This window comes from Streptomyces sp. NPDC088785 (assembly GCF_044750685.1).
GTDB lineage: Bacteria > Actinomycetota > Actinomycetes > Streptomycetales > Streptomycetaceae > Streptomyces.
Genome location: NZ_JBIVKH010000008.1, coordinates 23,871 through 47,482, shown reverse-complemented (window position 1 = coordinate 47,482; position 23,612 = coordinate 23,871). Strand labels below are relative to the sequence as shown.

At 72.8% G+C, this 23,612-nt stretch carries 20 protein-coding genes; 11 read left to right on the top strand and 9 right to left on the bottom strand.

The annotated features are described in order from the left end of the window. The first annotated feature begins 85 nt into the window (after nt 1-85). The 4 genes from ACIP5K_RS22225 to ACIP5K_RS22210 all read left to right on the top strand — a co-directional run bounded on the left by ACIP5K_RS22225 (nt 86) and on the right by ACIP5K_RS22210 (nt 4,124). Nucleotides 86-1,204: a 5-(carboxyamino)imidazole ribonucleotide synthase gene (locus tag ACIP5K_RS22225; RefSeq protein ID WP_401412277.1), complete on the top strand. Its 1,119-nt coding sequence runs from the start codon at nt 86-88 to the stop codon at nt 1,202-1,204. Beyond that, nucleotides 1,201-1,725 carry a 5-(carboxyamino)imidazole ribonucleotide mutase gene (purE, locus tag ACIP5K_RS22220; protein WP_401411931.1) on the top strand — a complete coding sequence of 175 codons (525 nt, stop codon included), beginning with the start codon at nt 1,201-1,203 and terminating at the stop codon, nt 1,723-1,725. Before ACIP5K_RS22225 ends, purE begins: the two co-directional genes overlap by 4 nt. A 5-nt stretch (nt 1,726-1,730) precedes the next feature. Beyond that, complete coding sequence (locus tag ACIP5K_RS22215) at nt 1,731-2,951, top strand: dipeptidase (RefSeq protein WP_401411929.1); 1,221 nt, start codon at nt 1,731-1,733, stop codon at nt 2,949-2,951. Between the two features lie 105 nt (nt 2,952-3,056). Next, nucleotides 3,057-4,124, top strand: a complete 1,068-nt coding sequence (locus ACIP5K_RS22210) for a dipeptidase (protein WP_401411927.1) — start codon at nt 3,057-3,059, stop codon at nt 4,122-4,124. A gap of 22 nt (nt 4,125-4,146) precedes the next feature. On the opposite strand, the gene ACIP5K_RS22205 is transcribed toward ACIP5K_RS22210, so the two are convergent. Continuing rightward, a complete protein-coding gene (locus tag ACIP5K_RS22205) occupies nt 4,147-4,524 on the bottom strand; it encodes a VOC family protein (RefSeq protein WP_401411925.1) in 378 nt (125 codons plus the stop codon). Nucleotides 4,525-4,647: 123 nt separating this feature from the next. Here ACIP5K_RS22205 and ACIP5K_RS22200 point away from each other — a divergent pair, with 123 nt between their 5' ends. Further along, complete coding sequence (locus tag ACIP5K_RS22200; protein WP_401411923.1) at nt 4,648-5,163, top strand: CGNR zinc finger domain-containing protein; 516 nt, start codon at nt 4,648-4,650, stop codon at nt 5,161-5,163. On the opposite strand, the gene ACIP5K_RS22195 is transcribed toward ACIP5K_RS22200, so the two are convergent. Continuing rightward, nucleotides 5,133-6,380 (bottom strand): MFS transporter, encoded by a 1,248-nt coding sequence (locus tag ACIP5K_RS22195; RefSeq protein WP_401412276.1) that lies wholly within the window; start codon nt 6,378-6,380, stop codon nt 5,133-5,135. The two genes, ACIP5K_RS22200 and ACIP5K_RS22195, sit on opposite strands and share 31 nt — an antisense overlap. Before the next feature lie 63 nt (nt 6,381-6,443). Between ACIP5K_RS22195 and ACIP5K_RS22190 the strand changes: the two genes are divergently transcribed. After that, on the top strand, nt 6,444-7,211 hold the full coding sequence (locus tag ACIP5K_RS22190; RefSeq protein ID WP_401411922.1) for a helix-turn-helix domain-containing protein: 768 nt from the start codon (nt 6,444-6,446) through the stop codon (nt 7,209-7,211). A 76-nt stretch (nt 7,212-7,287) separates the two neighbouring features. On the opposite strand, the gene ACIP5K_RS22185 is transcribed toward ACIP5K_RS22190, so the two are convergent. Beyond that, entirely contained in the window at nt 7,288-8,613 is a 1,326-nt protein-coding gene (locus ACIP5K_RS22185; protein WP_401411920.1) for a UDP-glucose dehydrogenase family protein, read from the bottom strand. Nucleotides 8,614-8,788: 175 nt separating this feature from the next. Here ACIP5K_RS22185 and ACIP5K_RS22180 point away from each other — a divergent pair, with 175 nt between their 5' ends. Further along, entirely contained in the window at nt 8,789-9,946 is a 1,158-nt protein-coding gene (locus ACIP5K_RS22180) for an acyl-CoA dehydrogenase family protein (protein ID WP_401411918.1), read from the top strand. Between the two features lie 74 nt (nt 9,947-10,020). Here the strand turns inward: ACIP5K_RS22180 and ACIP5K_RS22175 are convergent, their stop codons facing one another. Further along, nucleotides 10,021-11,313 (bottom strand): LCP family protein, encoded by a 1,293-nt coding sequence (locus ACIP5K_RS22175; RefSeq protein ID WP_401411916.1) that lies wholly within the window; start codon nt 11,311-11,313, stop codon nt 10,021-10,023. Nucleotides 11,314-11,433: 120 nt separating this feature from the next. Here ACIP5K_RS22175 and ACIP5K_RS22170 point away from each other — a divergent pair, with 120 nt between their 5' ends. After that, nucleotides 11,434-12,000 (top strand): acyl-CoA thioesterase, encoded by a 567-nt coding sequence (locus ACIP5K_RS22170; protein ID WP_401411915.1) that lies wholly within the window; start codon nt 11,434-11,436, stop codon nt 11,998-12,000. A gap of 42 nt (nt 12,001-12,042) precedes the next feature. Here ACIP5K_RS22170 and ACIP5K_RS22165 read toward each other — a convergent pair whose 3' ends face one another. Next, entirely contained in the window at nt 12,043-13,410 is a 1,368-nt protein-coding gene (locus ACIP5K_RS22165; RefSeq protein ID WP_401411914.1) for an LCP family protein, read from the bottom strand. Between the two features lie 231 nt (nt 13,411-13,641). Here ACIP5K_RS22165 and ACIP5K_RS22160 point away from each other — a divergent pair, with 231 nt between their 5' ends. Next, nucleotides 13,642-14,691 (top strand): glycosyltransferase family 2 protein, encoded by a 1,050-nt coding sequence (locus ACIP5K_RS22160; protein WP_401411912.1) that lies wholly within the window; start codon nt 13,642-13,644, stop codon nt 14,689-14,691. Nucleotides 14,692-14,764: 73 nt separating this feature from the next. Here the strand turns inward: ACIP5K_RS22160 and ACIP5K_RS22155 are convergent, their stop codons facing one another. The 4 genes from ACIP5K_RS22155 to ACIP5K_RS22140 all read right to left on the bottom strand — a co-directional run bounded on the left by ACIP5K_RS22155 (nt 14,765) and on the right by ACIP5K_RS22140 (nt 20,576). Further along, nucleotides 14,765-16,432, bottom strand: a complete 1,668-nt coding sequence (locus ACIP5K_RS22155; protein ID WP_401411911.1) for an LCP family protein — start codon at nt 16,430-16,432, stop codon at nt 14,765-14,767. A gap of 87 nt (nt 16,433-16,519) precedes the next feature. Continuing rightward, entirely contained in the window at nt 16,520-18,193 is a 1,674-nt protein-coding gene (locus tag ACIP5K_RS22150; protein ID WP_401411909.1) for an LCP family protein, read from the bottom strand. Between the two features lie 246 nt (nt 18,194-18,439). After that, complete coding sequence (locus ACIP5K_RS22145) at nt 18,440-19,738, bottom strand: LCP family protein (RefSeq protein ID WP_401411908.1); 1,299 nt, start codon at nt 19,736-19,738, stop codon at nt 18,440-18,442. A gap of 97 nt (nt 19,739-19,835) precedes the next feature. Beyond that, nucleotides 19,836-20,576 (bottom strand): TIGR03089 family protein, encoded by a 741-nt coding sequence (locus ACIP5K_RS22140; RefSeq protein ID WP_401411906.1) that lies wholly within the window; start codon nt 20,574-20,576, stop codon nt 19,836-19,838. Between the two features lie 484 nt (nt 20,577-21,060). Here ACIP5K_RS22140 and ACIP5K_RS22135 point away from each other — a divergent pair, with 484 nt between their 5' ends. Continuing rightward, complete coding sequence (locus ACIP5K_RS22135; protein WP_401411903.1) at nt 21,061-22,416, top strand: peptidoglycan recognition protein; 1,356 nt, start codon at nt 21,061-21,063, stop codon at nt 22,414-22,416. Nucleotides 22,417-22,505: 89 nt separating this feature from the next. Further along, complete coding sequence (locus tag ACIP5K_RS22130; RefSeq protein ID WP_401411901.1) at nt 22,506-23,588, top strand: sugar phosphate nucleotidyltransferase; 1,083 nt, start codon at nt 22,506-22,508, stop codon at nt 23,586-23,588. Nucleotides 23,589-23,612 lie beyond the last annotated feature (24 nt).

Below are 23,612 nucleotides of genomic sequence, written 5' to 3'. Positions count from 1 at the left end.
CTCGTCCTTTCCTACCAAACGAGTGGCGTACAGGAACCGGTCATATGGCCGATAGTCTGGGACGGTGACGTTTCCGGTAGTCGGCATGGTCGGCGGCGGCCAGCTCGCTCGTATGACACACGAGGCGGGCATCCCGCTCGGCATCAGGTTCAAGCTCCTCAGTGACACCCCGCAGGATTCCGCGGCCCAGGTCGTCGGCGACGTCGTCGTCGGCGACTACCGCGACCTGGACACGCTGCGCGAGTTCGCGCGCGGCTGTGACGTGATCACCTTCGACCACGAACACGTACCCACCGCGCATCTGCGGGCCCTGGAGGCGGACGGCATCCCCGTGCGCCCCGGCCCCGACGCGCTGCTGTACGCCCAGGACAAGGGCGAGATGCGCGCGAAGCTCAGCGCCCTCGGGGTGCCCTGCCCGCGCCACCGCATCGTGCGCGACCCGGCGGACGTGGTCGCCTTCGCCGAGGAGGGCACGGGCTTCCCCGTCGTCCTCAAGACGGTGCGCGGCGGCTACGACGGCAAGGGCGTGTGGGTGGTGCGCTCCGCGGCGGACGCCGAGGACCCGTTCAAGGCGGGCGTGCCCGTCCTCGCCGAGGAGAAGGTCGACTTCGCGCGGGAGCTGGCGGCCAACGTCGTCCGCTCGCCGCACGGCCAGGCCGTCGCCTACCCCGTCGTCGAGTCCCAGCAGGTCGACGGCGTCTGCGACACCGTGATCGCCCCGGCCCCCGGCCTCGGCGAGGCGCTGGCGGGCGAGGCGCAGGAGCTCGCGCTGCGCGTCGCCAAGGAACTCGGCGTCGTCGGCCACCTCGCGGTGGAGCTGTTCGAGACCCGCGACGGCCGCATCCTGGTCAACGAACTGGCGATGCGCCCGCACAACTCCGGACACTGGACCCAGGACGGCGCGATCACCTCGCAGTTCGCGAACCACGTGCGCGCGGTCCTCGACCTGCCGCTCGGCGACCCGCGCCCGCGCGCGAAGTGGACCGTCATGGGCAACGTCCTCGGCGGCGACTTCCCGGACATGTACAGCGCCTACCTGCACTGCATGGCCCGCGACCCGCAGCTCAAGATCCACATGTACGGCAAGGACGTGAAGCCCGGCCGCAAGGTCGGCCACGTGAACACCTACGGCGACGACCTGGACGACGTACTGGACCGCGCTCGTCACGCAGCCGGATACCTGAGGGGAACGATCACCGAATGAGCCCTGTTGTAGGCATTGTGATGGGATCCGACTCGGACTGGCCCGTCATGGAGGCCGCCGCCAAGGCCCTCGACGAGTTCGAGATCCCCTACGAGGTCGACGTCGTCTCCGCGCACCGGATGCCGCACGAGATGATCTCCTACGGCGAGCACGCCGCCGGGCGCGGCCTGAAGGCGGTCATCGCCGGCGCGGGCGGCGCCGCCCACCTGCCCGGGATGCTCGCCTCCGTGACGCCGCTGCCGGTCATCGGCGTGCCGGTGCCGCTGAAGTACCTCGACGGCATGGACTCGCTGCTGTCGATCGTGCAGATGCCGGCCGGCGTGCCGGTCGCGACCGTCTCGGTCGGCGGCGCGCGCAACGCGGGACTGCTCGCCGCGCGCATCCTCGCCACGCACGACGAGGACCTGCTGGCCCGCATGAAGGAGTTCCAGCAGGAGCTGAACGACCAGGCCACCGAGAAGGGCAAGCGGCTGCGCGCCAAGGTCGAGGGCGCGGGCGGCGGCTTCGGCTTCGGGAAGTGAGCGGCGTGAGCACACCGGACGCGCCGGGCACGCCGCTGGAGCGGGCCCGGGAGCTGCTCGCCGAGTTCCCCGTCGTCGACGGGCACAACGACCTGCCGTGGGCGCTGCGCGAGCAGGTCACGTACGACATCGACGCGCGGGACATCGCGGCCGACCAGAGCGCCCACCTGCACACCGACCTCGCGCGGCTGCGCGCGGGCGGGGTGGGCGCGCAGTTCTGGTCCGTGTACGTCAGGACCGACCTGACGGGCGACGCGGCGGTCAGCGCCACGCTCGAACAGATCGACTGCGTCGACCAGTTGCTGGCGCGCTACCCGGGCGAGCTGCGGGCCGCGCTGACGGCCGCCGACATGGAGGCGGCGCGCCGCGACCGGCTCATCGCCTCGCTCAAGGGCGCCGAGGGCGGCCACTCCATCAACAACTCGCTGGCCACGCTGCGCGCGCTGTACGCGCTCGGCGTGCGCTACATGACGCTCACCCACAACGACAACATCGCGTGGGCGGACTCGGCGACGGACGAGCCGGGCGTCGGCGGGCTCTCGGAGTTCGGCCGCGCCGTCGTGCGCGAGATGAACCGCGAGGGCATGCTCGTCGACCTCTCGCACGTCGCGGCGACCACGATGCGGGCCGCGCTCGACGAGTCGGCGGCGCCGGTGATCTTCTCGCACTCCTCGGCGCGGGCCGTCTGCGACCACCCGCGCAACATCCCCGACGACGTCCTGGAGCGGCTGCCCGGCAACGGCGGCGTCGCGATGGTGACCTTCGTGCCGAAGTTCGTCCTCCAGGCCGCGGTCGACTGGACGGCCGCCGCCGACGACAACCTGCGCGCGCACGGCTTCCACCACCTGGACGCGTCGCCGGCCGCGATGAAGCTGCACCGCGCCTTCGAGGAGAGCAACCCGCGGCCGGTCGCCACCGTCTCGACCGTCGCGGACCATCTCGACCACATGCGCGAGGCCGCCGGCGTCGAGCACATCGGGATCGGCGGGGACTACGACGGCACCGCGTTCACCCCCGACGGGCTGGACGACGTCTCGGGCTATCCGAACCTGATCGCCGAACTCCTGGACCGCGGCTGGTCCAGGGCCGACCTGGCGAAGCTGACATGGCGCAACGCCGTGCGGGTGCTGGGCGCCGCCGAGGACGTCTCCCGGGACCTCCGCGCCCGCCGGGCCCCCTCCAACGCGACCCTGGCCCAGCTGGACGGTGAGCAGCGGCGCCGCTGACGGGCCGTCGGGCGCGGGACCCCGTTCGGAGCAGTGCGGCGCGCTCGGGCGGACGGTGCGTGGGACGGTGGGACGAACGCTGTCCCACTGTTTTCGGAGCCTGCCATGGCAGACCTACAGGGCGAAGTCATCGCCCCCGCAGAGGCGGGCGAGCTCGACCAGCCCGCTCCCCCTCTCACCGTCCCCGTCCCCGCTCCCGCCCCCGACCCGCACACCCTCCTGGCCCGCCACCCCGTCGCCGACGGCTACTGCGGCCTGCCGGAGACCCTGCGGACCCTGCCCTGGCACGACCTCGAACTCGGCGAGACCTCCGTCGAGAGCGACCTGCCCCGGCTGCGCGCCGGAGGCACCGGCGCCCTGCTGTGGGCCCTCGACGCCGCCGAGGACCGCCCCCTCACGGCGGCCCTGGAGCAGATCGACCTGATCAACCAGGTCGTCGCCCGCTACCCGGAGGGCCTGCGGCTGGCCCGCTCCGCGTCGGAGACCGCCGACGCCCGCGCCCACGGCCGCATCGCCGTCGTCATCGGCCCGGCCCCGGCCGCCGCCGCCGGCGACTCCCTGGGCACCCTGCGCGCCCTGCACACCCTCGGGCTGCGCGCGCTGACCCTCTCCGGCGCCTCCTGGGCGGAGTGCGAACAGGGCCTGACCCGGTTCGGCGAAGAGGTCGTCCGGGAGATGAACCGGCTCGGCATGCTCGTCGACCTCACCGGCTCCTCCCGGGCCACCACGGCCGGCGCCCTCGCCGTGTCCAAGGCGCCCGCGCTCTTCACCCGCTCCGGCGCCCGCGCCCTCAACCAGCACCCGGACAACGTCCCCGACGACCTGCTCGCCGCGCTCGGCGAGCACAAGGGCCTGTGCCTGGTGCCCTGTTCGGCCGCGCGGACCGGCCCCGAGCTGCGCGACGTCGCCGACCACCTCGACCACGTGCGCGACGTGGCGGGCCCGGAGTCGGTCGGCCTGTCCGGGATGTACGACACCGGGGACGCGCACCCCGAGGGCCTCGGGGACGCCACGGGCTACCCCGCGCTGATCGCCGAGCTCCAGAGCCGCGGCTGGCCCGAGGACGATCTCGCCCTGCTCACCTGGGGCAACGTCCAACGGGTGCTGCGCGTCGCCGAGTTCACCGCGCGGGCCGCCCGGCGCCGCAGGGGGCCGTCCACCGCGACGCCCTGACCCACGGGCCCGGCGCGCGGGGTCAGTCGGCGCAGAGGCAGAACGGGTGCCCGGCCGGATCCGCGTAGACCCGCCAGGTGCGGGTCCGGTCGGTGTTGTCCAGCGCCCGCGCGCCCAGCGCCAGGACCTCCTTCTCCGCGGCGTCCAGGTCGGCCACCCGGACGTCGAGGTGGAACTGCTGCGCGCCGGCCGGCGAGGGCCAGGGCGGCGCCACATGACCCGGCGCCCCCTGGAAGGCGAGCGCCGGGCCGTCCGGGATCCGCAGGTCGACCCAGACGTCCTCGCCGGGCTCGTCGGGGCTGACGTCGGGCGTGCCGCCCAGCACCGCCGCGTAGAACTCCGCGAGGGCGAGCGGGTCGGGACAGTCGAGGACCGTGGCGCCGAAACGGGCGAGGGGCATGACTCCTCCGAAGGGTCACCGGGGTTACCGGGGTTACCGGGGTTACGGGGTTACCGCTGCGACGGCTGAAGGGGTAACGCAGTCGTTACCGCATGCTCCCCCATCGGGGGTAACGTCGCAACCATGAACGACCGCGAGCCCGCACCCGGGGGCCTGGCCCTCGTGGCCGCGCTGGTGAACACGCTGGACATCGGGACGGGCGCGGACGCCCTGGACACCGCGCGGGGCCGCGCGCCCTTCGGCGTCACGGCGGCCGGCGCGGCGGAGGCCCGCGTGCTGCGCGAGTCCCTGCGCGCGGTGTGCCTGCTCCATGCCGGGCAGCGCCCGCACCGCGCGGTGCCGCCGCTGGACGAGCTGCTGGCGTGCGCGCCGCTGCGGGTGGCGATCGACGCGCGGGACGGCACGGCGCGGCTGGTCCCGGTCGACGCGGACGCCCTCGCCTCCCGGGTGGCGGCGGCCGTCGCCGAGGCCCACACGGCCGGCACCTGGCCCCGCCTCAAGGCGTGCGAGGCCGACGACTGCCACTGGGCGTACTACGACCGGAGCCCCGCGGGCCGCGGCCGCTGGTGCGACATGGCGGTCTGCGGGGCCCGGGCGAAGATGCGCCGCTACCGGGCGCGGGGCCGGGACACGCCGTAGGGCGGCTCCCCCCTGGCCCCGCTCGGCCCCGGCCCCGGCCCGCCCGGGTCCCGGTCCGGTTCGCGCAGGGCCGTCGACAGCAGCACCGCGACCACCGGCACCGTCGCGAGGACCATCAGCGCGCCCCGGGGGCCGTGCTCGGCGGCGACGAGGCCGAGCAGCGGCATGAACAGCCCGCCCGCGCTCATGGCGAGGCCGAGCGTGACCCCGGCGGCGGTCCCGGGGCGGCTCGGCAGATAGTCCTGGCCGAGCTTGATGAGCACGGCGAACGGGATGTTGGCGACCAGCCCCGCGAGCAGCGCGAGCGGCAGCGCCGCGTACCGGTCGTCGCACAGCAGCATGGCCCACAGCGCGGGCAGCAGCGCCGCGTTCCCGATCTGCACCGTGCGGACCATGCCGACGCGGTCCGCGAGCCGCCCGCCGAGCAGGGTGCCGAGCACGCCGCCGCCCAGCTCCAGCGTCAGCGCGAGCCCGCCGAGCCCGCTGCTCGCGTCCAGGTGCCGGATCCAGTACAGGGAGATGAACGTGTTGAGGCCGATGGACAGGGTCGAGCGCACGATCTCCACGGCGGTCAGCGCGGCGAACAGGCCCGGCCGGTCCCGCCCCGCGCGCCGCACCGGCCCGGCCGCCGGTCCCGCGCCGCGGTGGTGGTGGCGCAGCAGGACGAAGCCCATGAGCACGGCGGGCGGCACGAACAGCGCGGTCGCGCCCATCCCGAGGCGGTCCAGGGCCGGGGTGACCAGCGCCGGGGCGACGAAGAAGCCGACGCTGCCACCGGCCGCGAAGTAGCTCATCGCGGTGGCGCTGCCACCGGCCGCCCGGCGTGCGTCGCGCCCCGCCGGCGGGTGGAACATGGCGATGCCCACGCCCGCCGTCAGCAGCAGCGCGAACACCACGGCGTACGAGGACGGGAGCCCCGACAGCCCCGCCCCGAGCCCCGCCAGGCTGATCCCCAGCGGCGCCATCCAGCGCAGCCGGTAGCGGTCGGCGAGCAGCCCGATCGGCACCTGCGGCAGCGCGCTGCCCAGCGTCGCGGCCAGCGCGAGCCCGGAGGCCTGGACGTAGCTGAAGTCGCGTTGCAGCACGAAGTACGGGACGGCGGCGGGCACCAGGCCCTGGTAGAAGTCGTCGACGGCGTGGGCGCCGGCCCAGATCCGCATGCGGCGCCAGGGGCCGGGCGGGGCGGGCGCCCCGCGGCGGGCGCTTGTCTCCTGCATCGAAGTCACGCGTCCACGATGACGAGCGGGGCCCGGGGCGCGCTTCCCGTATTCTGCCGATCCATGTCGCAGATCCGCCACACGGCCGTGGCCCCCACCAGCACCCAGTCGCGCGGCGGCGGCGACACCATCGACCGGCACCGCCACGACGACCACCAGCTGATCTACGTGAGCGCGGGCGTGCTGGCGGCCACGACGGAGCACGGGTCCTGGATCGCGGGCGCCGACCGGGCCCTGTGGATCCCCGCGGACACCTGGCACGAGCACCGCTTCTACGGCCCGAGCCGCTTCCACACCGTCGGTTTCCCGGCCGGGGACCGGCCCCCGCTGCCGGACGCCGGACGGCCGACGGTCATCGCGGTCGACGCGCTGGTCAGGGAGCTGCTGATCGCGCGTACCGGCACCGCCCTTGCGCCCGCCGAGGTGCGGCACATCGACGCGGTGCTGCGCGACCGGCTCCGCCGGGTCACGGCCGAGCCGGTGGCCCTGCCCGCCGCCCGCGACCGGCGGCTCGCGCAGGCGTGCGCGCTCGTCGAGGGCGATCTGCGCACGCCCCGCACGCTCACCGCGCTCGCCGCCCGGGTGCACGCCGGCGAACGCACCCTGTCGCGGCTGTTCCGCGAGGAGTTCGGCATGACGTATCCGCAGTGGCGCACCCGCGCGCGGCTGTTCGCGGCGAGGGTCATGCTGGCGGAGGGCGCGAGCGTCACCGCCACCGCGCACGCCTGCGGTTGGGCGACGACCAGCGCCTTCGTCCACACCTTCGCGCGGGCGGCGGGCAGCACGCCGGGCGCCTACCGGGCGGGGGTCCGCGCGGCGGCGGACCGGTAGGCCGGCCTGCCGCCGGGCCCGGGGTCAGGCGGTGGGGCCAACCGGCGGGATCAGGCGGCGGGGTCAGCCGGCCGGGTCAGGCGGCGGGGCGGCCCATCGCCCGGAACGTCCAGCCGGCCGCCCGCCACAGCGCGGCGTCCAGCGCGTTGCGCCCGTCGAGGATCAGCCGGTCCGAGGCGACGGCGCCCAGCTCGGCCGGGTCCAGCTCGCGGAACTCCCGCCACTCGGTGAGGTGCAGGACGACATCGGCGCCCCGCACGGCGTCCAGCGCCGACGCGGCGTAGCCCAGCGTGGGGAAGAGCCGTCGCGCGTTGTCCATGCCCTTGGGGTCGTAGACGGTCACCTGGCCGCCCTGGAGGTGGATCTGCCCCGCGACGTTCAGCGCGGGGGAGTCCCGCACGTCGTCCGAGTCGGGCTTGAAGGTCGCGCCGAGCACGGCGACCCGCCGGCCGAGGAACGAGCCGCCGCCGAGGGCCTCGCGGGCCATCTCGACCATCGCCCCGCGCCGCCGCATGTTGATGGAGTCGATCTCGCGCAGGAAGGTGAGCGCCTGGTCGGCGCCGAGCTCCCCGGCGCGCGCCATGAACGCCCGGATGTCCTTGGGCAGGCAGCCGCCGCCGAAGCCGATGCCGGCCCGCAGGAACTTGCGGCCGATCCGCTCGTCGTAGCCGATCGCCTCGGCCAGCTTCACGACGTCGCCGCCCGCGGCCTCGCACACCTCGGCCATGGCGTTGATGAAGGAGATCTTGGTGGCGAGGAAGGAGTTCGCGGCCGTCTTCACCAGCTCGGCGGTGGGGAAGTCGGTGACGACGAACGGCGTGCCCTCGGCGAGCGGTCCCGCGTACACGTCGCGCAGCAGCTTCTCGGCCCGCTCGCTGGTCACCCCGACCACGATCCGGTCGGGGTGCAGGGTGTCGTCGACGGCGAAGCCCTCGCGCAGGAACTCCGGGTTCCACGCCAGCTCGACGCCCTCGGGCAGCAGTTCGGCGAGGCGCGCGGCCGAGCCGACCGGCACCGTCGACTTGCCGACGACCAGGGCGCCCGCGCCCAGGTGCGGGGCGAGGGAGGCGAAGGCGGCGTCAACGTAGCTCATGTCGCACGCGTACTCGCCGTGCTTCTGCGGGGTGTTCACGCACACGAAGTGGACGTCGCCGAAGGCACCGGCCTCGGCGAAGTCCAGGGTGAAGCGCAGCCGCCCGGTGGATCCCTCGATCCCGGCGACGTGCTTGCGCAGGATCTCCTCCAGACCGGGCTCGTACATGGGGACCTCGCCCCGCGTGAGCATCTCGATCTTCTCGGGCACCACGTCAAGGCCGAGCACCTCGAAGCCGAGCTCGGCCATGGCCGCGGCGTGCGTGGCGCCGAGGTAGCCGGTGCCGATCACGGTGATCTTGGGGGCCATGCGGTGCTCCAGAGGTCTGGGGGCTGATCTGCGCTGCCTGAGCATAGTCGGGCGTGCCGGAGCCGCTCACGGGGCACATTCCCGCTGTCGTATAGCTCACGTATCCCCGACGTGGGCAGACCCCTAAAATTCAGGTTACTTAACAGTAATTAGCGTCGCTTGGAGCGTGAGACCCTTGGCCGGATCGGCTGATTTCGACCTCTACCGCCCGTCCGAGGAGCACGACATGCTCCGCGACACCGTCCGCGCGCTGGCCGAGGCGAAGATCGCCCCGCACGCGGCCGCGGTCGACGAGGAGGCCCGCTTCCCGCAGGAGGCCCTGGACGCGCTCGCCGCCGCCGACCTCGCGGCCGTGCACGTGCCGGAGGAGTACGGCGGCGCGGGCGCCGACGCGCTCGCCACGGTCATCGTCATCGAGGAGGTCGCCCGCGTCTGCGTCTCGTCCTCCCTGATCCCCGCGGTGAACAAGCTGGGCTCGCTCCCGGTGATCCTCTCCGGCTCCGAGGAGCTGAAGACGAAGTACCTGGGCCCGCTGGCCAAGGGCGACGCGATGTTCTCCTACTGCCTGAGCGAGCCGGACGCCGGTTCGGACGCGGCGGGCATGAAGACCCGCGCGGTCCGCGACGGCGACGACTGGGTGCTCAACGGCGTGAAGCGCTGGATCACCAACGCCGGCGTCTCCGAGTACTACACGGTCATGGCGGTCACCGACCCCGAGAAGCGCTCGAAGGGCATCTCGGCGTTCGTCGTGGAGAAGTCGGACGAGGGCGTCTCCTTCGGGGCCCCGGAGAAGAAGCTCGGCATCAAGGGCTCGCCGACCCGCGAGGTCTACCTCGACAACGTGCGCATCCCCGCCGACCGCATGATCGGCGCCGAGGGCACCGGCTTCGCCACCGCGATGAAGACGCTCGACCACACCCGCATCACGATCGCCGCCCAGGCGCTCGGCGTCGCGCAGGGCGCCCTCGACTACGCCAAGGGCTACGTCCAGGAGCGCAAGCAGTTCGGCAAGGCCATCGCCGACTTCCAGGGCATCCAGTTCATGCTCGCCGACATGGCCATGAAGATCTCCGCCGCGCGCGCCCTGACCTACCAGGCCGCGGCGGCCTCCGAGCGCGGCGACGCCGACCTGACGTACCTGGGCGCGGCCGCCAAGTGCTTCGCCTCGGACACGGCGATGGAGGTCACCACGGACGCCGTCCAGCTCCTCGGCGGCTACGGCTACACCCGTGACTACCCGGTCGAGCGCATGATGCGCGACGCCAAGATCACCCAGATCTACGAGGGCACGAACCAGGTCCAGCGCATCGTGATGGCCCGCAACCTGCCGTAGCGCCCCCCGGCGCACGGACGAAGGGGCCCCGCCGACGACCGGCGGGGCCCCTTCGCGCGGTGTGCGCGGGTGTCTCAGCTGCCCGAGACGGTGACCTTCTCGTCCTGGTTGAACTGCTCGACGAGCTGCTTGACCTTGGCCTTGTCCCACAGGAGGTTGCCGCCGACGCTGCCCGCCGTCGGCATGTTCATGGACGTGCCGTCACCGCCGGAGACGGACTTCATGGCCATGAACATCGACGCCAGGTTCCACAGGCTCATGTCCTTGTCGACGACGAGCGAGTCCAGGCCCGAGCCCAGCGTCGGGTAGAGCCGGAACGGGTTCATCAGGGTGGTCGGCGAGGCCACCTTGTGGGCGAGCGCGGCCAGGAACGCCTGCTGGTTCTTGGTGCGCTGGAGGTCGGAGGCGGCGAACGCGTGCCGGGTGCGGACGTAGGCGAGGGCCTGCTGGCCGTCGAGGGTCTGCTTGCCGGCCTCGAAGTCGGCGCCGGACCACTTGTCCTTGAAGCCCTGCTTCAGGTTCATCTCGACCCCGCCGACCGCGTCCACGATGCCCGCGAAACCGCCGAAGCCGATCTCCGCGTAGTGGTCGATGTGCAGGCCGGTGTTGAACTCGACGGTGCGCACCAGCAGCTCGGGGCCGTCCTCCGCGTAGGCGGCGTTCAGCTTCGTCTGGCGGCCCGTGTTCGGGTAGAGCTTGCCGGACTCGGCGCCCTTGAAGCTGGGGATCGTGACGTTCGAGTCGCGGGGGAGCGAGACGAGCGTGTCCCCGTTGTCCCCGACGTGCAGGATCATCATGGTGTCCGTGCGCTTGCCCTCGGCGGAGCCGGTGTGCAGCTTCTTCTTCTCCTCGGCGGACATGCCCTCGCGGCTGTCGGTGCCGACGATCAGGTAGTTCGTGCCGTCGCCGCCCGCCGGCCGGTCGATCACCTTGGCCAGGTCGACGTCGCGGTTCAGCTTGGAGTCGGCCCAGAAGTAAGTGACGACGCTGGTCACCACGAGCACCGTGACCAGCGTGATCGCCGTCCACTTGATGCGCTTGCGCCAGTTCGGGGTGCGGGCCGGGCGGCCGCTCGGCGGGCCGTAGCCGCCCTGGCCGCCGCCCGCGTCGCCGCCCGCGCGGCTGGGCTGGCCGTAGACCTGCCCGGTGTTGTAGCCGCTGTCGTACCCGCTCTGGCCGGGCCCGCCGTCGCCGTACCCGTCCCCGTACCCGTCGTCGTACGCGGGCGGCTGCTGCTGGGGCACCGGACGCCGCACCTGCCGCATGACGCGGGCTCCCTCGGGGCGTGCGCTACCGCTGCCACGGCCGTAGCCGCCGCGACCGCCGCCGCTCTGCCTGTCGCTCCGCCCGTCGGGCCAATCGCTCATTGGAACAGTGTGCAGTGAGCGGCTGTGTGCCCGACAAGAGCACGTGAGAAATCGGACCCGGGCTGTTGCAGAGCTGACACAAAGGCGGCCCGGCCGGTCGGTGGGCCATACAGTTGAACCATGACTGATCACGCCATATCGGCCGCGGCGACCCCGGAGGACACCCTCTCCGGCAAGCCGGTCTCGGCCTCCCGCACGACCCTGAGCCACATCATGACGGCCGCCGAGACCAATCTCCTCGGCACCGTGCACGGCGGCGTGATCATGAAACTCGTCGACGACGTCGCGGGCGCCGTCGCGGGCCGGCACTCGGGCGGCCCCGCCGTCACCGCCTCCATGGACGAGATGGTCTTCATGGAGCCGGTCCGCGTCGGCGACCTCGTGCACGTGCGCGCACAGGTCAACTGGACCGGCCGGACGTCCATGGAGATCGGCGTCCGCGTGCTGGCCGAGCGGTGGAACGAGTCGACGCCGCCCACCCGCGTCGGCTCCGCCTACCTGGTCTTCGCCGCGGTCGACGCCGACGGCAAGCCGCGCCCGGTGCCCCCGGTGCTCATGGAGACCGAGAAGGACCGCCGCCGCAACCAGGAGGCCCAGATCCGCCGCCAGCACCGCCTGGCCCGCCGCCGCGCGATCAAGGAGCTGCGCGAGCAGCGCATCGCCGAGGGCCTGAACGACGACCTCTGATCAACCGCCGGGGACCGGGGGGCCGGGCCGCCCGGCTCCCCGTCACGACGACGAACAGGCGACCTCGTCCCCCGTGACGGCCCCGAACTCCCCTTCGGAGGCGTCCTCGGCCCGCACCGCCCGCACCCCGTGCCAGTCGCCCCCGACCACCACCTTGAGCACCGCCCCCTGCCCGTTCACGGCCTGCATCCGGGCCCCGGGCAGCGCGGCGGCCAGCGACTTCGCCGAGCGGTCCCAGCGCGGGTCGTAGAGCACCGTGGTGTGCGCGGCGGCGCGGCCGGCGGCGTCGGCGGGCGCGCCCGTCGTGCGGAACCCGGTGCCCCGCAGCGCCGCGTCGGCCTTCCCGCCGAGCCCGGACGCCGTCGTCGCGTTCTCCACCTGTACGCGGATCTGCTGCGGCGCGACATCGACGACGGTCGCTCTGCGCTTCGCCCGGTGCGGGGCCAGCGGCCTGTCGTCGCGCAGCGCCCGGAACAGCTTCTCGGACTTGCGGGCGTCCCACTTCACGGTCGAGCCGATGCCCTTCACCGGGAAGCTGATGTCGCCGATCGGCACCGTCGTGAACTCCGACGACGACGGCGAGAAGCCGCGCATCGCCCGCGCCAGCTCGACCATCTCGTCGCTGCCGAAGCCCTTGTCCGCGCGGACCGAGCCCAGCAGCGTACGGGCCACGTCACGGAAGCGGACCGGGTTGAGCAGCACCCCGGAGGAGGTCGTCTTCGCGATGAGGGAGGCGAGGAAGCGCTGCTGGCGCTGCATCCGGCCGAGGTCCCCCGCGCCGTCCAGGTGCCGGGCCCGCACGTACTGGAGGGCCTGCCCGCCGTCCAGGTCGTGGGTGCCGACGCCCAGGTCGAGCCCGGTGTACGAGTCCCGCAGCGGACGCGTGGTGCACACCCGGACGCCGCCCAGCTCGTCGACCGTCTTCATGAAGCTGGTGAAGTCGACCTCCAGGTAGTGGTCGATCTTCACGTGCGTCATGTGCTCGACGGTGCGCACGGTGAGCTGCGGCCCGCCCTCCGCGTACGCCGCGTTGATCTTCACCGGGTGCGCGTGGTGCTCGTCGCCGCTGTTCATGTCGGTGTGCGGCGGCATCTCCGCGTAGGAGTCGCGGGGCAGCGAGACGACGGAGGCGCGCGTGTGGTCGTCCGAGATGTGCACGATCATGATCGTGTCCGTGCAGTGGCAGGGGGAGCCGCCCAGCCGGTACTTCTGCCGCTCCTCCTCGGTGATCCGGTCGCGGCCGTCGGTGCCGACGAGCAGCACGTTCATGCCGTGCCCGGCCGCCGGCCGGTTCTTCATGTCCTTGAACGGGTCGATCCGCTGGATGCCGGTGTCCAGGCCGGTGACGAGCGCGTGCCCGATCCCGGCGGCGGCCAGCACGGTCACCGAGAAGGTGGTCGCCACCCGCATCGCCCACCGCGGCTTCCTCCGGCGCGGCGGCCGGACCGGACGGCGGCTCTGACCCGGCCGCGGTGGACGCTGCGGGCGGGCGGGGGAGCGGGGCGGCGTGGGCACCGGGGAACACCTCCGAGAAGGTGGGCGTGGGATCCTGAGCACCGTAGGCCGATACGATCTGCGGCCCGCGGTAGTGAGGCGGGCGGCGCGCGCCGGTGTCCCCCATTAGCGGTAACGTGACGTCCGATGAACGCAACCGCCAACACCGCCGGACAGCGGCTTCCGGCCGTCTCCGTGATCATGCCCATCCTCAACGAGGAGCGGCACCTGCGAGAGGCCGTCGAGGCCATCCTGGCGCAGGAGTACGACGGCCCCATGGAGGTCGTGCTCGCCCTCGGCCCGTCCGTCGACCGCACGGACGAGATCGCCGCGCGACTGGTCGCCGAAACCGCCTCCGCCGACAAGCGCGTGCACACCGTGCCGAACCCGACGGGCCGCACCCCCGCCGCGCTGAACGCCGCGATCAAGGCCTCCCGCCACCCGGTCGTGGTCCGCGTCGACGGCCACGCCGCGCTGTCCGCCGGCTACATCGCCACCGCGGTCCGCCTCCTGGAGGAGACCGGCGCGATGAACGTCGGCGGCATCATGCACGCCGAGGGCACCAACGCGTGGGAGCAGGCCGTCGCCGCCGCGATGACCTCGAAGATCGGCGTCGGCAACGCCGTGTTCCACACCGGCGGCCAGGCCCAGCAGGCCGACACGGTCTACCTCGGCGTCTTCCGGCGCGAGGCGCTGGAGCGGCAGGGCGGGTACAACGAGGAGTTCATCCGCGCCCAGGACTGGGAGCTGAACTTCCGGATCCGCGAGGCCGGCGGGCTCATCTGGTTCTCGCCCGAGCTGAAGGTCTCGTACCGCCCGCGGCCCTCGGTGAAGGCGCTCGCCAAGCAGTACAAGGACTACGGCCGCTGGCGGCACGTCGTCGCCCGCTACCACTCGGGCTCCATCAACCTGCGCTACCTCGCCCCGCCGGCCGCCGTCTGCGCGATCGCCGCGGGCGTCGTGGTGGGCGCCGCGCTCACCCCGTGGGGCTTCGTGGTCCCCGCCGGCTACCTCGCGGCGATCGCCGCCGGGTCCGTCCCCGCGGGCAAGGGGCTGCCGCTCAAGGCGCGCGCCCAGATCCCGGTCGCCCTGGCCACCATGCACATGACGTGGGGCTGGGGCTTCCTCACCAGCCCCAGGGCGCTGGCGAAGAAGGTCATCGCCTCGCGCCGCCCGGCGGTGCTCGCCACCGGCTGACGTCTCGTCGTACGAGGTCGGGGGCGCCGGAGCGGGACTCCGGCGCCCCCGGTCGCGTGGCGGGAGGGGCGGGTCAGGACCAGGTGTAGCCCGGCTCGACCTTCATGCACGTCGAGGCGTCCGCGCCGTTCTGCGTCTGCTCCTTGTCGAGCGCCTTGCCCGCGTCCTCGTCGCCGCCGGACTTCGGATAGGCGTTCCCGGTCTTCCAGTCGGCGCCCACGATCAGCGTCACCCCGGACACGTCCGTCGCCTTCTTCACCGAACTCAGCGGGATGCCGAGGGACGTGGCGACGGCCTGCGCGTCGCCCTCCAGGTCGTCCGACGGATAGCGCAGCACCGTCCGCTCCTCGGTGAGCGACTGGGACTGGTCCGGCACCGACTCCGTGAAGCCCTTGCCGACGAGCGCCTGCGCCACCTGCGAGGCCCGTCCGGGCACCGCCGTCGTCGTCGCCGTGCGGGTGCCGTTGCGCACCTGCACCGCGATCCTGCCGTCGGGGGCCGCCGGATCGTCGGAGACCTCGTCCTTCGCCTTCTTCTTCTTGTCCTTGCCGTCGAGCGCGACGTCGTCGCGGATCAGCCGCCACAGCGCGTCCGCGTCGTCCGCCTTCGGCGCCACCCGCGCGCCCACGTACACGAACGGCATCGTCGTCATCGTGATCCGGTCCGGCTCGGGCTTCTTCAGCTCGTTGCTCAGGTCGTACAGCTTCTTGACCGTGTCCAGGCCGTCGTCGACGTGCAGCGCCTTCGTCGCCTTCTCGGCGAGGGTGCGCAGCTTGTTGGGGTGGCTGAACGTCGCGTTCTTGCGCAGCTCGCGCACCATCGAGCTCATGTACATGTGCTGCGCCTTGGCGCGCGCGATGTCGCTGCCGTCCTCGAAGCCGTGCCGGGTCCGCAGCCACGCCAGGGCCTGCTCGCCCTTGACGGACGTCGTGCCCTTCCGCAGCTTCAGGCCCGAGCCCTCGCCCCGGCTGTTACGCGAGTAGACATTGGCGCTGACACAGACCGGTACGCCGCCGACCGCGTCCGCCATCGACACCACACCGGAGAAGTCGACCATCATGAAGTGGTCGATGTGGATGCCGGTGATCTCCTCCCAGGTGGCGACCGTGCAGCCCGGTCCGCCGCGGCCCAGCGAGGTGTTCACCATCTGCCGGGTGACCGTCGCGTCGTAGACCTTGCCGCTCTCCGGGTCGGTGCACTTGGGCAGTCGGGCGAGGGTGTCGCGCGGCATGCTCACCACCGACATGTTGGTGCGGTCGGCCGACAGGTGCAGCAGCATCTGGACGTCGGCGAGCGGCGCCGCGCCGACGCTCTCCTTGGACCCGCCGAGCTTCAGGTTCTCCTTGCTGTTGCGGCTGTCGGAGCCGATCAGCAGGATGTTCAGCGGGAACTGCCCCGCCGCGTTCGGCGTCGGCTTGGCCGCCCGGTGCTCCCCGATGTTGAGCTTGTCCGTCTTGATGTTGCTGTTCAGATGCCGGTACCAGAGGTAGCCCGCGCCCCCGGTCGCGAGCACCAGGACCGCGAGCGTGCCCGCGGTCCAGCGCATTATTCGAAAGCCCCCGCGCCGGGTGCGGGTGCCTTTGTGCCGGTGGCCGGGTGAGCCGCGGCCGTCCGGTCCGGGAGGCGCGCCCCCGGGACCCCGCTGGTGCGCCCCGCTCCCGCCCCGGTCCCCGGCGTGCGCCGTCGGTCCGCCCTGGCCACTCGGTCGTGAACGCTCCCCGCGCACACCACTTCGCCCCATGTCCTCCCCGCCCTCCCCGCCCCCTGCGCCCGCGTCCCGGCCGCCCCGCTGTCACTTGTTAGACAGTCGAGAGGCGGCCGGGGTTGGTCACTTGGCGCACACAGTCTTGTCCGCTGTCTGTTGGCCGTCGACCTTCGGCGCCTTCGCCGAGGCGCCGTCGATGGGTGTGCCCGCACCCTGGAAGTCCTGGCCGAGGACGAGGATCATCGCCGGCAGGCCCTGGTCGTTCTGCTCGCTCTTGCCGGGCTTCAGCGCGGAGGCGGGCAGCCCCATGAGATCGGCGAGCCGGCGGGCCTGGTCGGCCTGGTCGGGCGAGTACTCCAGCGTCGTCTTCTTCTGCGTCGGCTTGTTGCCCAGCTGGCTGGACTTGGTGACGCCCGCGCTGTTCTGGAGCCAGGTCAGGGTCTCCTGCGCGGCGCCGGTCTTCAGGCTGCCGTTGTAGAGGTCGACGCGGACCTCGGCCGCCTCCGACTTCGGCCCCTTCAGCTTGGCCGACTCGGCGGCCTTCTTCTTTTTCTTCGTCTCGGTCAGCGACACGTCGTTCTTGATGGCGTTGAAGACCTCGGGCGCCTTCGCCTGGTTCACGACGACCGTCGCCTTGACCTTCTCCGCCGGGTTGTCGAGGACCGGCGTGGTCACGAACGAGATGTTCTTCGGCGGCACCTTCTTCAGCTCCAGGGCGACGTCCTTGAGCTTGTTCAGACTTCCTATGCCCTGGTCGACCGTGAGCGCCTTGGTCGCGGCCTCGGCGAGGCTGGTCAGCTTGCGCGGGTTGGTGAGCGTGTCGCCGGAGCTCATCTTGCGGGCGAGCGAGCCGAGGAACTGCTGCTGCACCTTGATCCGGTCCAGGTCGCCCTGGTTGCCGAAGCTGTGCCGGGTGCGCAGGAAGGCGAGGGCCTGCTCGCCCTCGACGGTGGACGTGCCCTTGGGGAGCTTGAGGTGCGACTCCTTGTCGTCCACGTCCTTGGCGACACAGACGTCGACGCCGCCGACCGCGCTGGTCAGCGTCTTCACCGCGTTGAAGTCGGCCATCATGAAGTGGTCCGGGGTGATGCCCGTGACCGCCTTCACCGTCTTCATGGTGCAGCCCGCGTCGCGGTCGTCCTGTCCGAGGCTGGTGTTGAAGCGGACCTGGCTGGTGCCCGCGATCACGTTGCCGTCGGCGTCCGTGCAGTCCGGGACGTCCACGATGAGGTCGCGCGGGATGCTCAGCGCCGTCGCGTTCGTCCGGTCCTTGGCCACGTGCAGCAGGATGTTGGTGTCGGCGTGCCCGACGCTGCCCTTGTCGCCGTAGCCCTCGTTGCCCTTACCGGTGCGCTTGTCCGTCCCGATGATGAGGACGTTGAACGCTTCGTCCTTGCTGAAGCTGTTCTTCGCCTCGGGGGTGTCGGTGACGGTGAGGTTGCCGTTGAGGTGCTCGTAGTAGAAGTAGGCGCCGGCCGCGGTGGCGAGCACCACGAAGGCCAGGCTGCCGCTCGACCAGAGCAGGATCTTCTTGGCCTTGGCCTTCTTCTTCGGCTTCGAGCGGCGACGGCCCGCCTTCGCGGCCGGCGCCGCCTGCTGCGGCTCGCGCCGCCTGCGTTGGGCGGGGACCTCCTGCTGCTGCCCGCGCCGGGGCGCGCTGCGGCGGGGGCCCGGCACCGCCGACTGCCCTCCGGAAGGGGTCAGTCGCAGTTCGTAATCGCCGGTCTGGGGATTGAGCACCCACTGGTCTGCGGGATCGACATTGTTGTCGGCCCGCCCACGGCCTTGCGCGTCCACGGTTTTCTGCATCCTCCGTCGGGGCCACGCGGCGCCCCACCCCCCTCAAAGGGGGCGCCCGGTCAAGATCGGTAAGCAGTGCGCGACCCCGCCGACGAAGTATCGAGGCATGGCCGGGTGCACCGGATCGCTCACACTATCCGCCCCGTTCAGCGTCGAGCGACGGCGGTGACAAATTCCACTCCCCTACAACTGGGCAATCCGGACCATTTCTTGAAACCAGTGTGTCCACTGATGACTTGACCTTTACCCGCAGGCGTCCTGAGCCGCCGTGTTGCCCCGGAACGTGGGCGTGGGTGTGGGCGTGGGGGACGGGGACGAGGACGGTCCGCGGGCGCCGGGCTTGCCGTCGTCGCCGTAGTCCCCGCCGTCCTCGTACTCCTCGCCCTCGTACGCCTCTTCCTCGTCCGACATGCCGGACTCGTCTGAACTGTCGTACTCCTGCTGGCTCTCGGCCCGCACCGCGGCGGGCGTCTCCTTCGAGACGACGACGGGCGCGTCGGTGCGGATCCGGGCGAAGAGGCGGTCGGCGGCGGGCTGGATCAGCTGGTCGCGGTTGGCGTTGTAGACGTACGACTCGCGGGGCACGGTCAGGAACTGGATCCGGTCGGCCGGGATGTCGCGCATGCCGCGCACGAGGTCGTAGAGGCCGTGCAGGCTGGCGAGCCCCGGGTCGGTGGTCAGCGCGGAGGTGGCGGCGTCGAGCACCGGGTACAGCTTCGCCGGGTTCAGCAGCACCCCGCTGCTCTGCATCTTGGTGGCGAGCGCGCCGAGGAAGCGCTGCTGGCGGTCCATCCGGTCGGTGTCGCTGCCGTTGCCGAGACTCTTGCGGGCGCGGACGTAGCCCAGGGCCTGCTCCCCGTCGAGGCGCTGCCGCCCGGCGGCCAGCTTCAGGTGCGCGGAGGCGTCGTCGATCGGCCTGTCCACGCAGACCTCGACCCCGTCCACGGCGTCGACCATGTTCTTGAACCCCTGGAAGTCCACGACCATGTGGTGGTCGACCCGGACTCCCGTCATCTTCTCCACGGTTCGGATGGTGCACGCCGAACCGCCCACCTCGAACGCGTAGTTGAACATCGCGAACATCGGTTCGATCTCGGAGCCGTCCGGCTTGTGGCAGGCCGGTACGTCGATCATCAGGTCGCGCGGGAAGGAGACGGCCGTGGCGCTCTTCCGGTCGGCGGCGATGTGCAGCAGGATCGTGGTGTCCGAGCGCTGGGTGCCGTCGTTGTGCCCGTACTTCCGGTTCCCGCCGGCCCGCGAGTCGGACCCGATGAGCAGCAGGTTCTGCGCCCCGTCGACCAGGACGGTGGGCCGCTCCCTGTCGTAGCGGGCCAGCTCGGTGGCGGCGGCCTCGTCCGGCGTGATGTTCCCGTCGAGCTTGTGGTACGCGATCCAGCCGGCGCCGCCCGCCGCGAGCACCAGCAGCGCCACGCCGAGCGCCGCGTTGCGCAGCCATCTCCGGCGCCGCCGCGTCCGCCAGGCCCCGGTGGGCGACGCACCGGACGGCGAGCCGGACGGCGGCGTGGCGGCGGAGTCGGTCACGTGCGGATCCCCCTCGGCGACGTAGAAGACATGGAACGCGTCTCTACGACCATGGACCCGTCGGCGGTGCGGGGCCGGGGGAGCTGAGCCGAACGGGCTACCGGACCGTCGCGGTGACCCGCTCACTCTCCACGCGCTGGGCCAGCCCGTCCTCGCCGAGCCGGTCCAGGTGGCGGCAGAGCACCACCGAACCGCCGGTCGCCAGCGGCGCGTACAGCCCGGCGGACAGCCCCCGCCAGGTGTCGTACCCGAGCCCGGACAGCAGGCGCGCGCCGGGGTGGGCGGCCTCCGCGCGGGCCTGCGCCACGACCTCGGCGCCGGTGCGCCCGGTCCCGTCGACGACGAGCGCGACCTCGTCCGGGTCGACCGGCGCGAAGGGGGCGAAGCGGTCGCCCTGGCCCGGCACCTCCACCGCGTAGTCGAGGAACCCCTCGGGCGGCTGCGGGAACCGTCCGCCCAGCGGCCGCAGCGCGAGGGCGACCCGCTCGCCGGAGCAGGCGCGCGCCGCGTCCAGGGTGTCGGGGCCGGTGACGACGAGGTCGGCGCGGGCCGGGTCCCCGCCGACGTCGGCGACGACCCCGACGGCCGAGCACGCGAGCAGCCAGACGGCGGTCTGCCAGTGCGCGGGCAGCAGCACGGCGACCCGGTCCCCGGGCTCGGCGCCCAGGTCGCCCTGGAGCAGGTTGGCGGTCTTGGCCACCCAGTTGGCCAGCGTGGCCACGGACAGCTCGACCCGCTCGCCGGTGGCGTCGTCGTAGTAGGTCACGAGGGGCCGGCCGGGGTCACCCCGCAACGCCTCGTCGAGCACCCGCGCGGCAGTCAGCACAACATCAGTCACACCCCCACCCTAGGGCCTGCCCTTCCGCCGCCTACTTCCCTACCGCCCAGTGCCCCACCACCTACCGCCCCACCGGCTACCGGCCCGCCGACCACCGACCCCCCGACTACCGACCCGCCGCCTACCGGGCCGCCGACCACCGGCTACCGGCCCGCCGACGACCGGCCCCCCGACCACCGACCCACCGCCTACCGACCCACCGCCTACCGGCCCGCCGTCTACGGCCCGCCGCCTACCGGCCACTGCCCACCGACCCACTGCCCGCCGCCCACCGATCCGCCGCCCACCGATCCACCGCCCACCGGCCCGCCGCCCCACCGGCCTGCCGCCCGCCGCCCCACCGCCCGCCACCCCGGTCCGCGCGGCCCCGACACCCCGACACCCCGACACTCCGTCACCCCCCGGCCCCCGCCCTCCACTTCCCGGCACCCGTATGACCCGTCCCGATGGCCGGACCCGCCCCCTTGTGTCCACGATCGTGGGCATGCGTGGTTTTCTTGCTTCCTCGATCGGCGTCACCTGTGCGGCCGCCCTCACCCTCCCCCTCACCCTGCCCACAGCCGCGCACGCGGCGAAGCCCGCGGCGCAGGAGTCCGTCCCGGGCACCACCCAGTCCCTCCCCCTCACCCCTCTGACGACGCCCGGCGACGGCACCCGCTCCGCGGCCCCGCGCCAGCAGCGCCGGGAACAGGGCCTGCCCCGCCGCGACGTGCGCCCCTTCTCCCTGGTCGGCGTGGTCTGGGACGACCCGGACGCCCAACTCCACGGCCAGGTCCAGGTCCGCACCCGCACCACCGGCACCTCCACCTGGTCCACCTGGCAGGACGTCGAGACCCACAGCGACGACGCCCCCGACCCCGACACGGCCGAGCACGCCTCGCGCACCCTCCGCGGCGCGACCGCCCCGCTCTGGGTCGGCGACTCCGACGGCGTCGAGGTGCGCGTCAAGGCCGAGGAGCCCCCGGCGGGCGCCCGCGCCGCCGCCCCCGGCACCGAGCCGCTCCCCAAGGGCCTGCGCCTGGAACTCGTGGACCCGGGAGCCGAACCCCCGGCCGCCGGCGCCGAGGCCGCGGGCCCCCGCGGCGCGGTCCTCACCCCCGAGACCGCCGCCGCCTCCGCCGTCAACGCCGACCTCGCCCCGCTCGGCGCGAGCGTCATCCCGGCGCTGACGAAGAAGGAGAGCGAGGACGACCTGATCGCGGCCCGCGGCGCCGACGACGCCAAGGCCCGCCCCTACGTCGGCCCCCGCCCGCGGATCATCACCCGCAAGGGCTGGGGCGCCGACGAGAAGCTGCGCGAACGCCAGTTCGGCTACACCAAGACGGTGAAGGCGGCCTTCGTCCACCACAGCGCATCCGGCAACAACTACCGCTGCTCACAGGCCTCTTCGGTCATTCGCAGTATCTACCGCTACCACGTCAAGAGCAGCGGCTGGCGGGACATCGGCTACAACTTCCTCGTCGACAAGTGCGGAAACATCTACGAGGGCCGGGCCGGCGGCGTCACCAAGCCCGTCATGGGCGCCCACACCCTCGGCTTCAACACCAACAGCACGGGCATCGCCGTACTCGGCACCTTCGGCAGCTCCACCCCGCCCGCGGCCGCGGTGAACGCCATCGCCCGCCTCACGGCCTGGAAGCTCGGCCTGTACGGAGCCAACCCTCGTGGCACGACGTATCTGAAGTCGGGCGGTGGCAATCTGTACAAGAAGGGAAAGAATGTACGGCTGAAGGTGATCTCCGGCCACCGGGACGGGTTCGCAACCGAATGCCCGGGACGGCGTCTCTACAAGAAGCTCGGCACGGCCCGTAGCAGCTCGGCCCGCCTCCAGGGCCGCTGACGCCGGCTCCCGGCCCGCGCGAACGGTCTGCATACACTGGCCGGCCGAAAGACAGTTCGGCCGGCCCCAGCAGGAAGCAGAGACGACAGGTGACAGAAGCGATCCTCCTGGTCGGCGGCAAGGGCACCAGACTGCGCCCCCTCACCGTGAACACGCCGAAACCGATGGTTCCGGCGGCGGGCGTCCCGTTCCTCACGCACCAGCTGGCGCGCGCGAAAGCGGCGGGCGTCGACCACATCGTGCTGGCCACCTCCTATCTGGCCGAGGTCTTCGAGCCGTACTTCGGCGACGGCTCCCGCCTCGGCCTCCACCTGGAGTACGTCACCGAGGTCGAGCCCCTCGGCACCGGCGGCGCGATCCGCAACGTGGCCCCGCGGCTGCGCTCGGGCCCGGACGACCCGGTCCTGATCTTCAACGGCGACATCCTCACGGGCCTGGACATCCCCGCCCTGGTCCACGAGCACGAGTCGACCGGCGCGGACGTCTCCCTGCACCTGTCGCGGGTCGAGGACCCGCGCGCGTACGGTCTCGTCCCCACGGACGGGACGGGCCGGGTCACGGCCTTCCTGGAGAAGCCGCAGACCCCCGAAGAGATCGTCACGGACCAGATCAACGCGGGCGCGTACGTCTTCCGCCGCTCGGTCATCGACACCATCCCGGCCGGCCGGCCGGTGTCGGTGGAGCGCGAGACGTTCCCCGACCTGCTCTCCCGCGGCGCCCACCTCCAGGGCATGGTCGACTCCACGTACTGGCTGGACCTGGGCACCCCGCAGGCGTTCGTGCGCGGCTCGGCGGACCTGGTGCTGGGCCGCGCCCCGTCCCCGGCCGTCCCCGGCCGCTGCGGCGAGCGGCTGGTGATGGACACGGCCGTGGTCGCCCCCGACGCGAAGCTGACCGAGGGCACGGTCGTCGGCGCCCACGCGCGCGTGGGCGGGGGCGCCCGCGTCTCCGGCTCCGCGATCCTCGACGGCGCGACCGTCGAACCCGGAGCGGTGATCACGGACTCCCTGATCGGCCGGGGCGCCACGATCGGCGCCCGCACGGTCCTCACCGGCGCGGTCATCGGCGACGGCGCCCACGTCGGCGCGGACAACGAACTGCACACGGGCGTCCGCGTCTGGTGCGACGCCGCCCTCCCGCCGGCCTCGGTCCGCTTCTCGTCCGACCAGTAACCGGGGGACGCGGGGCGACCCTCT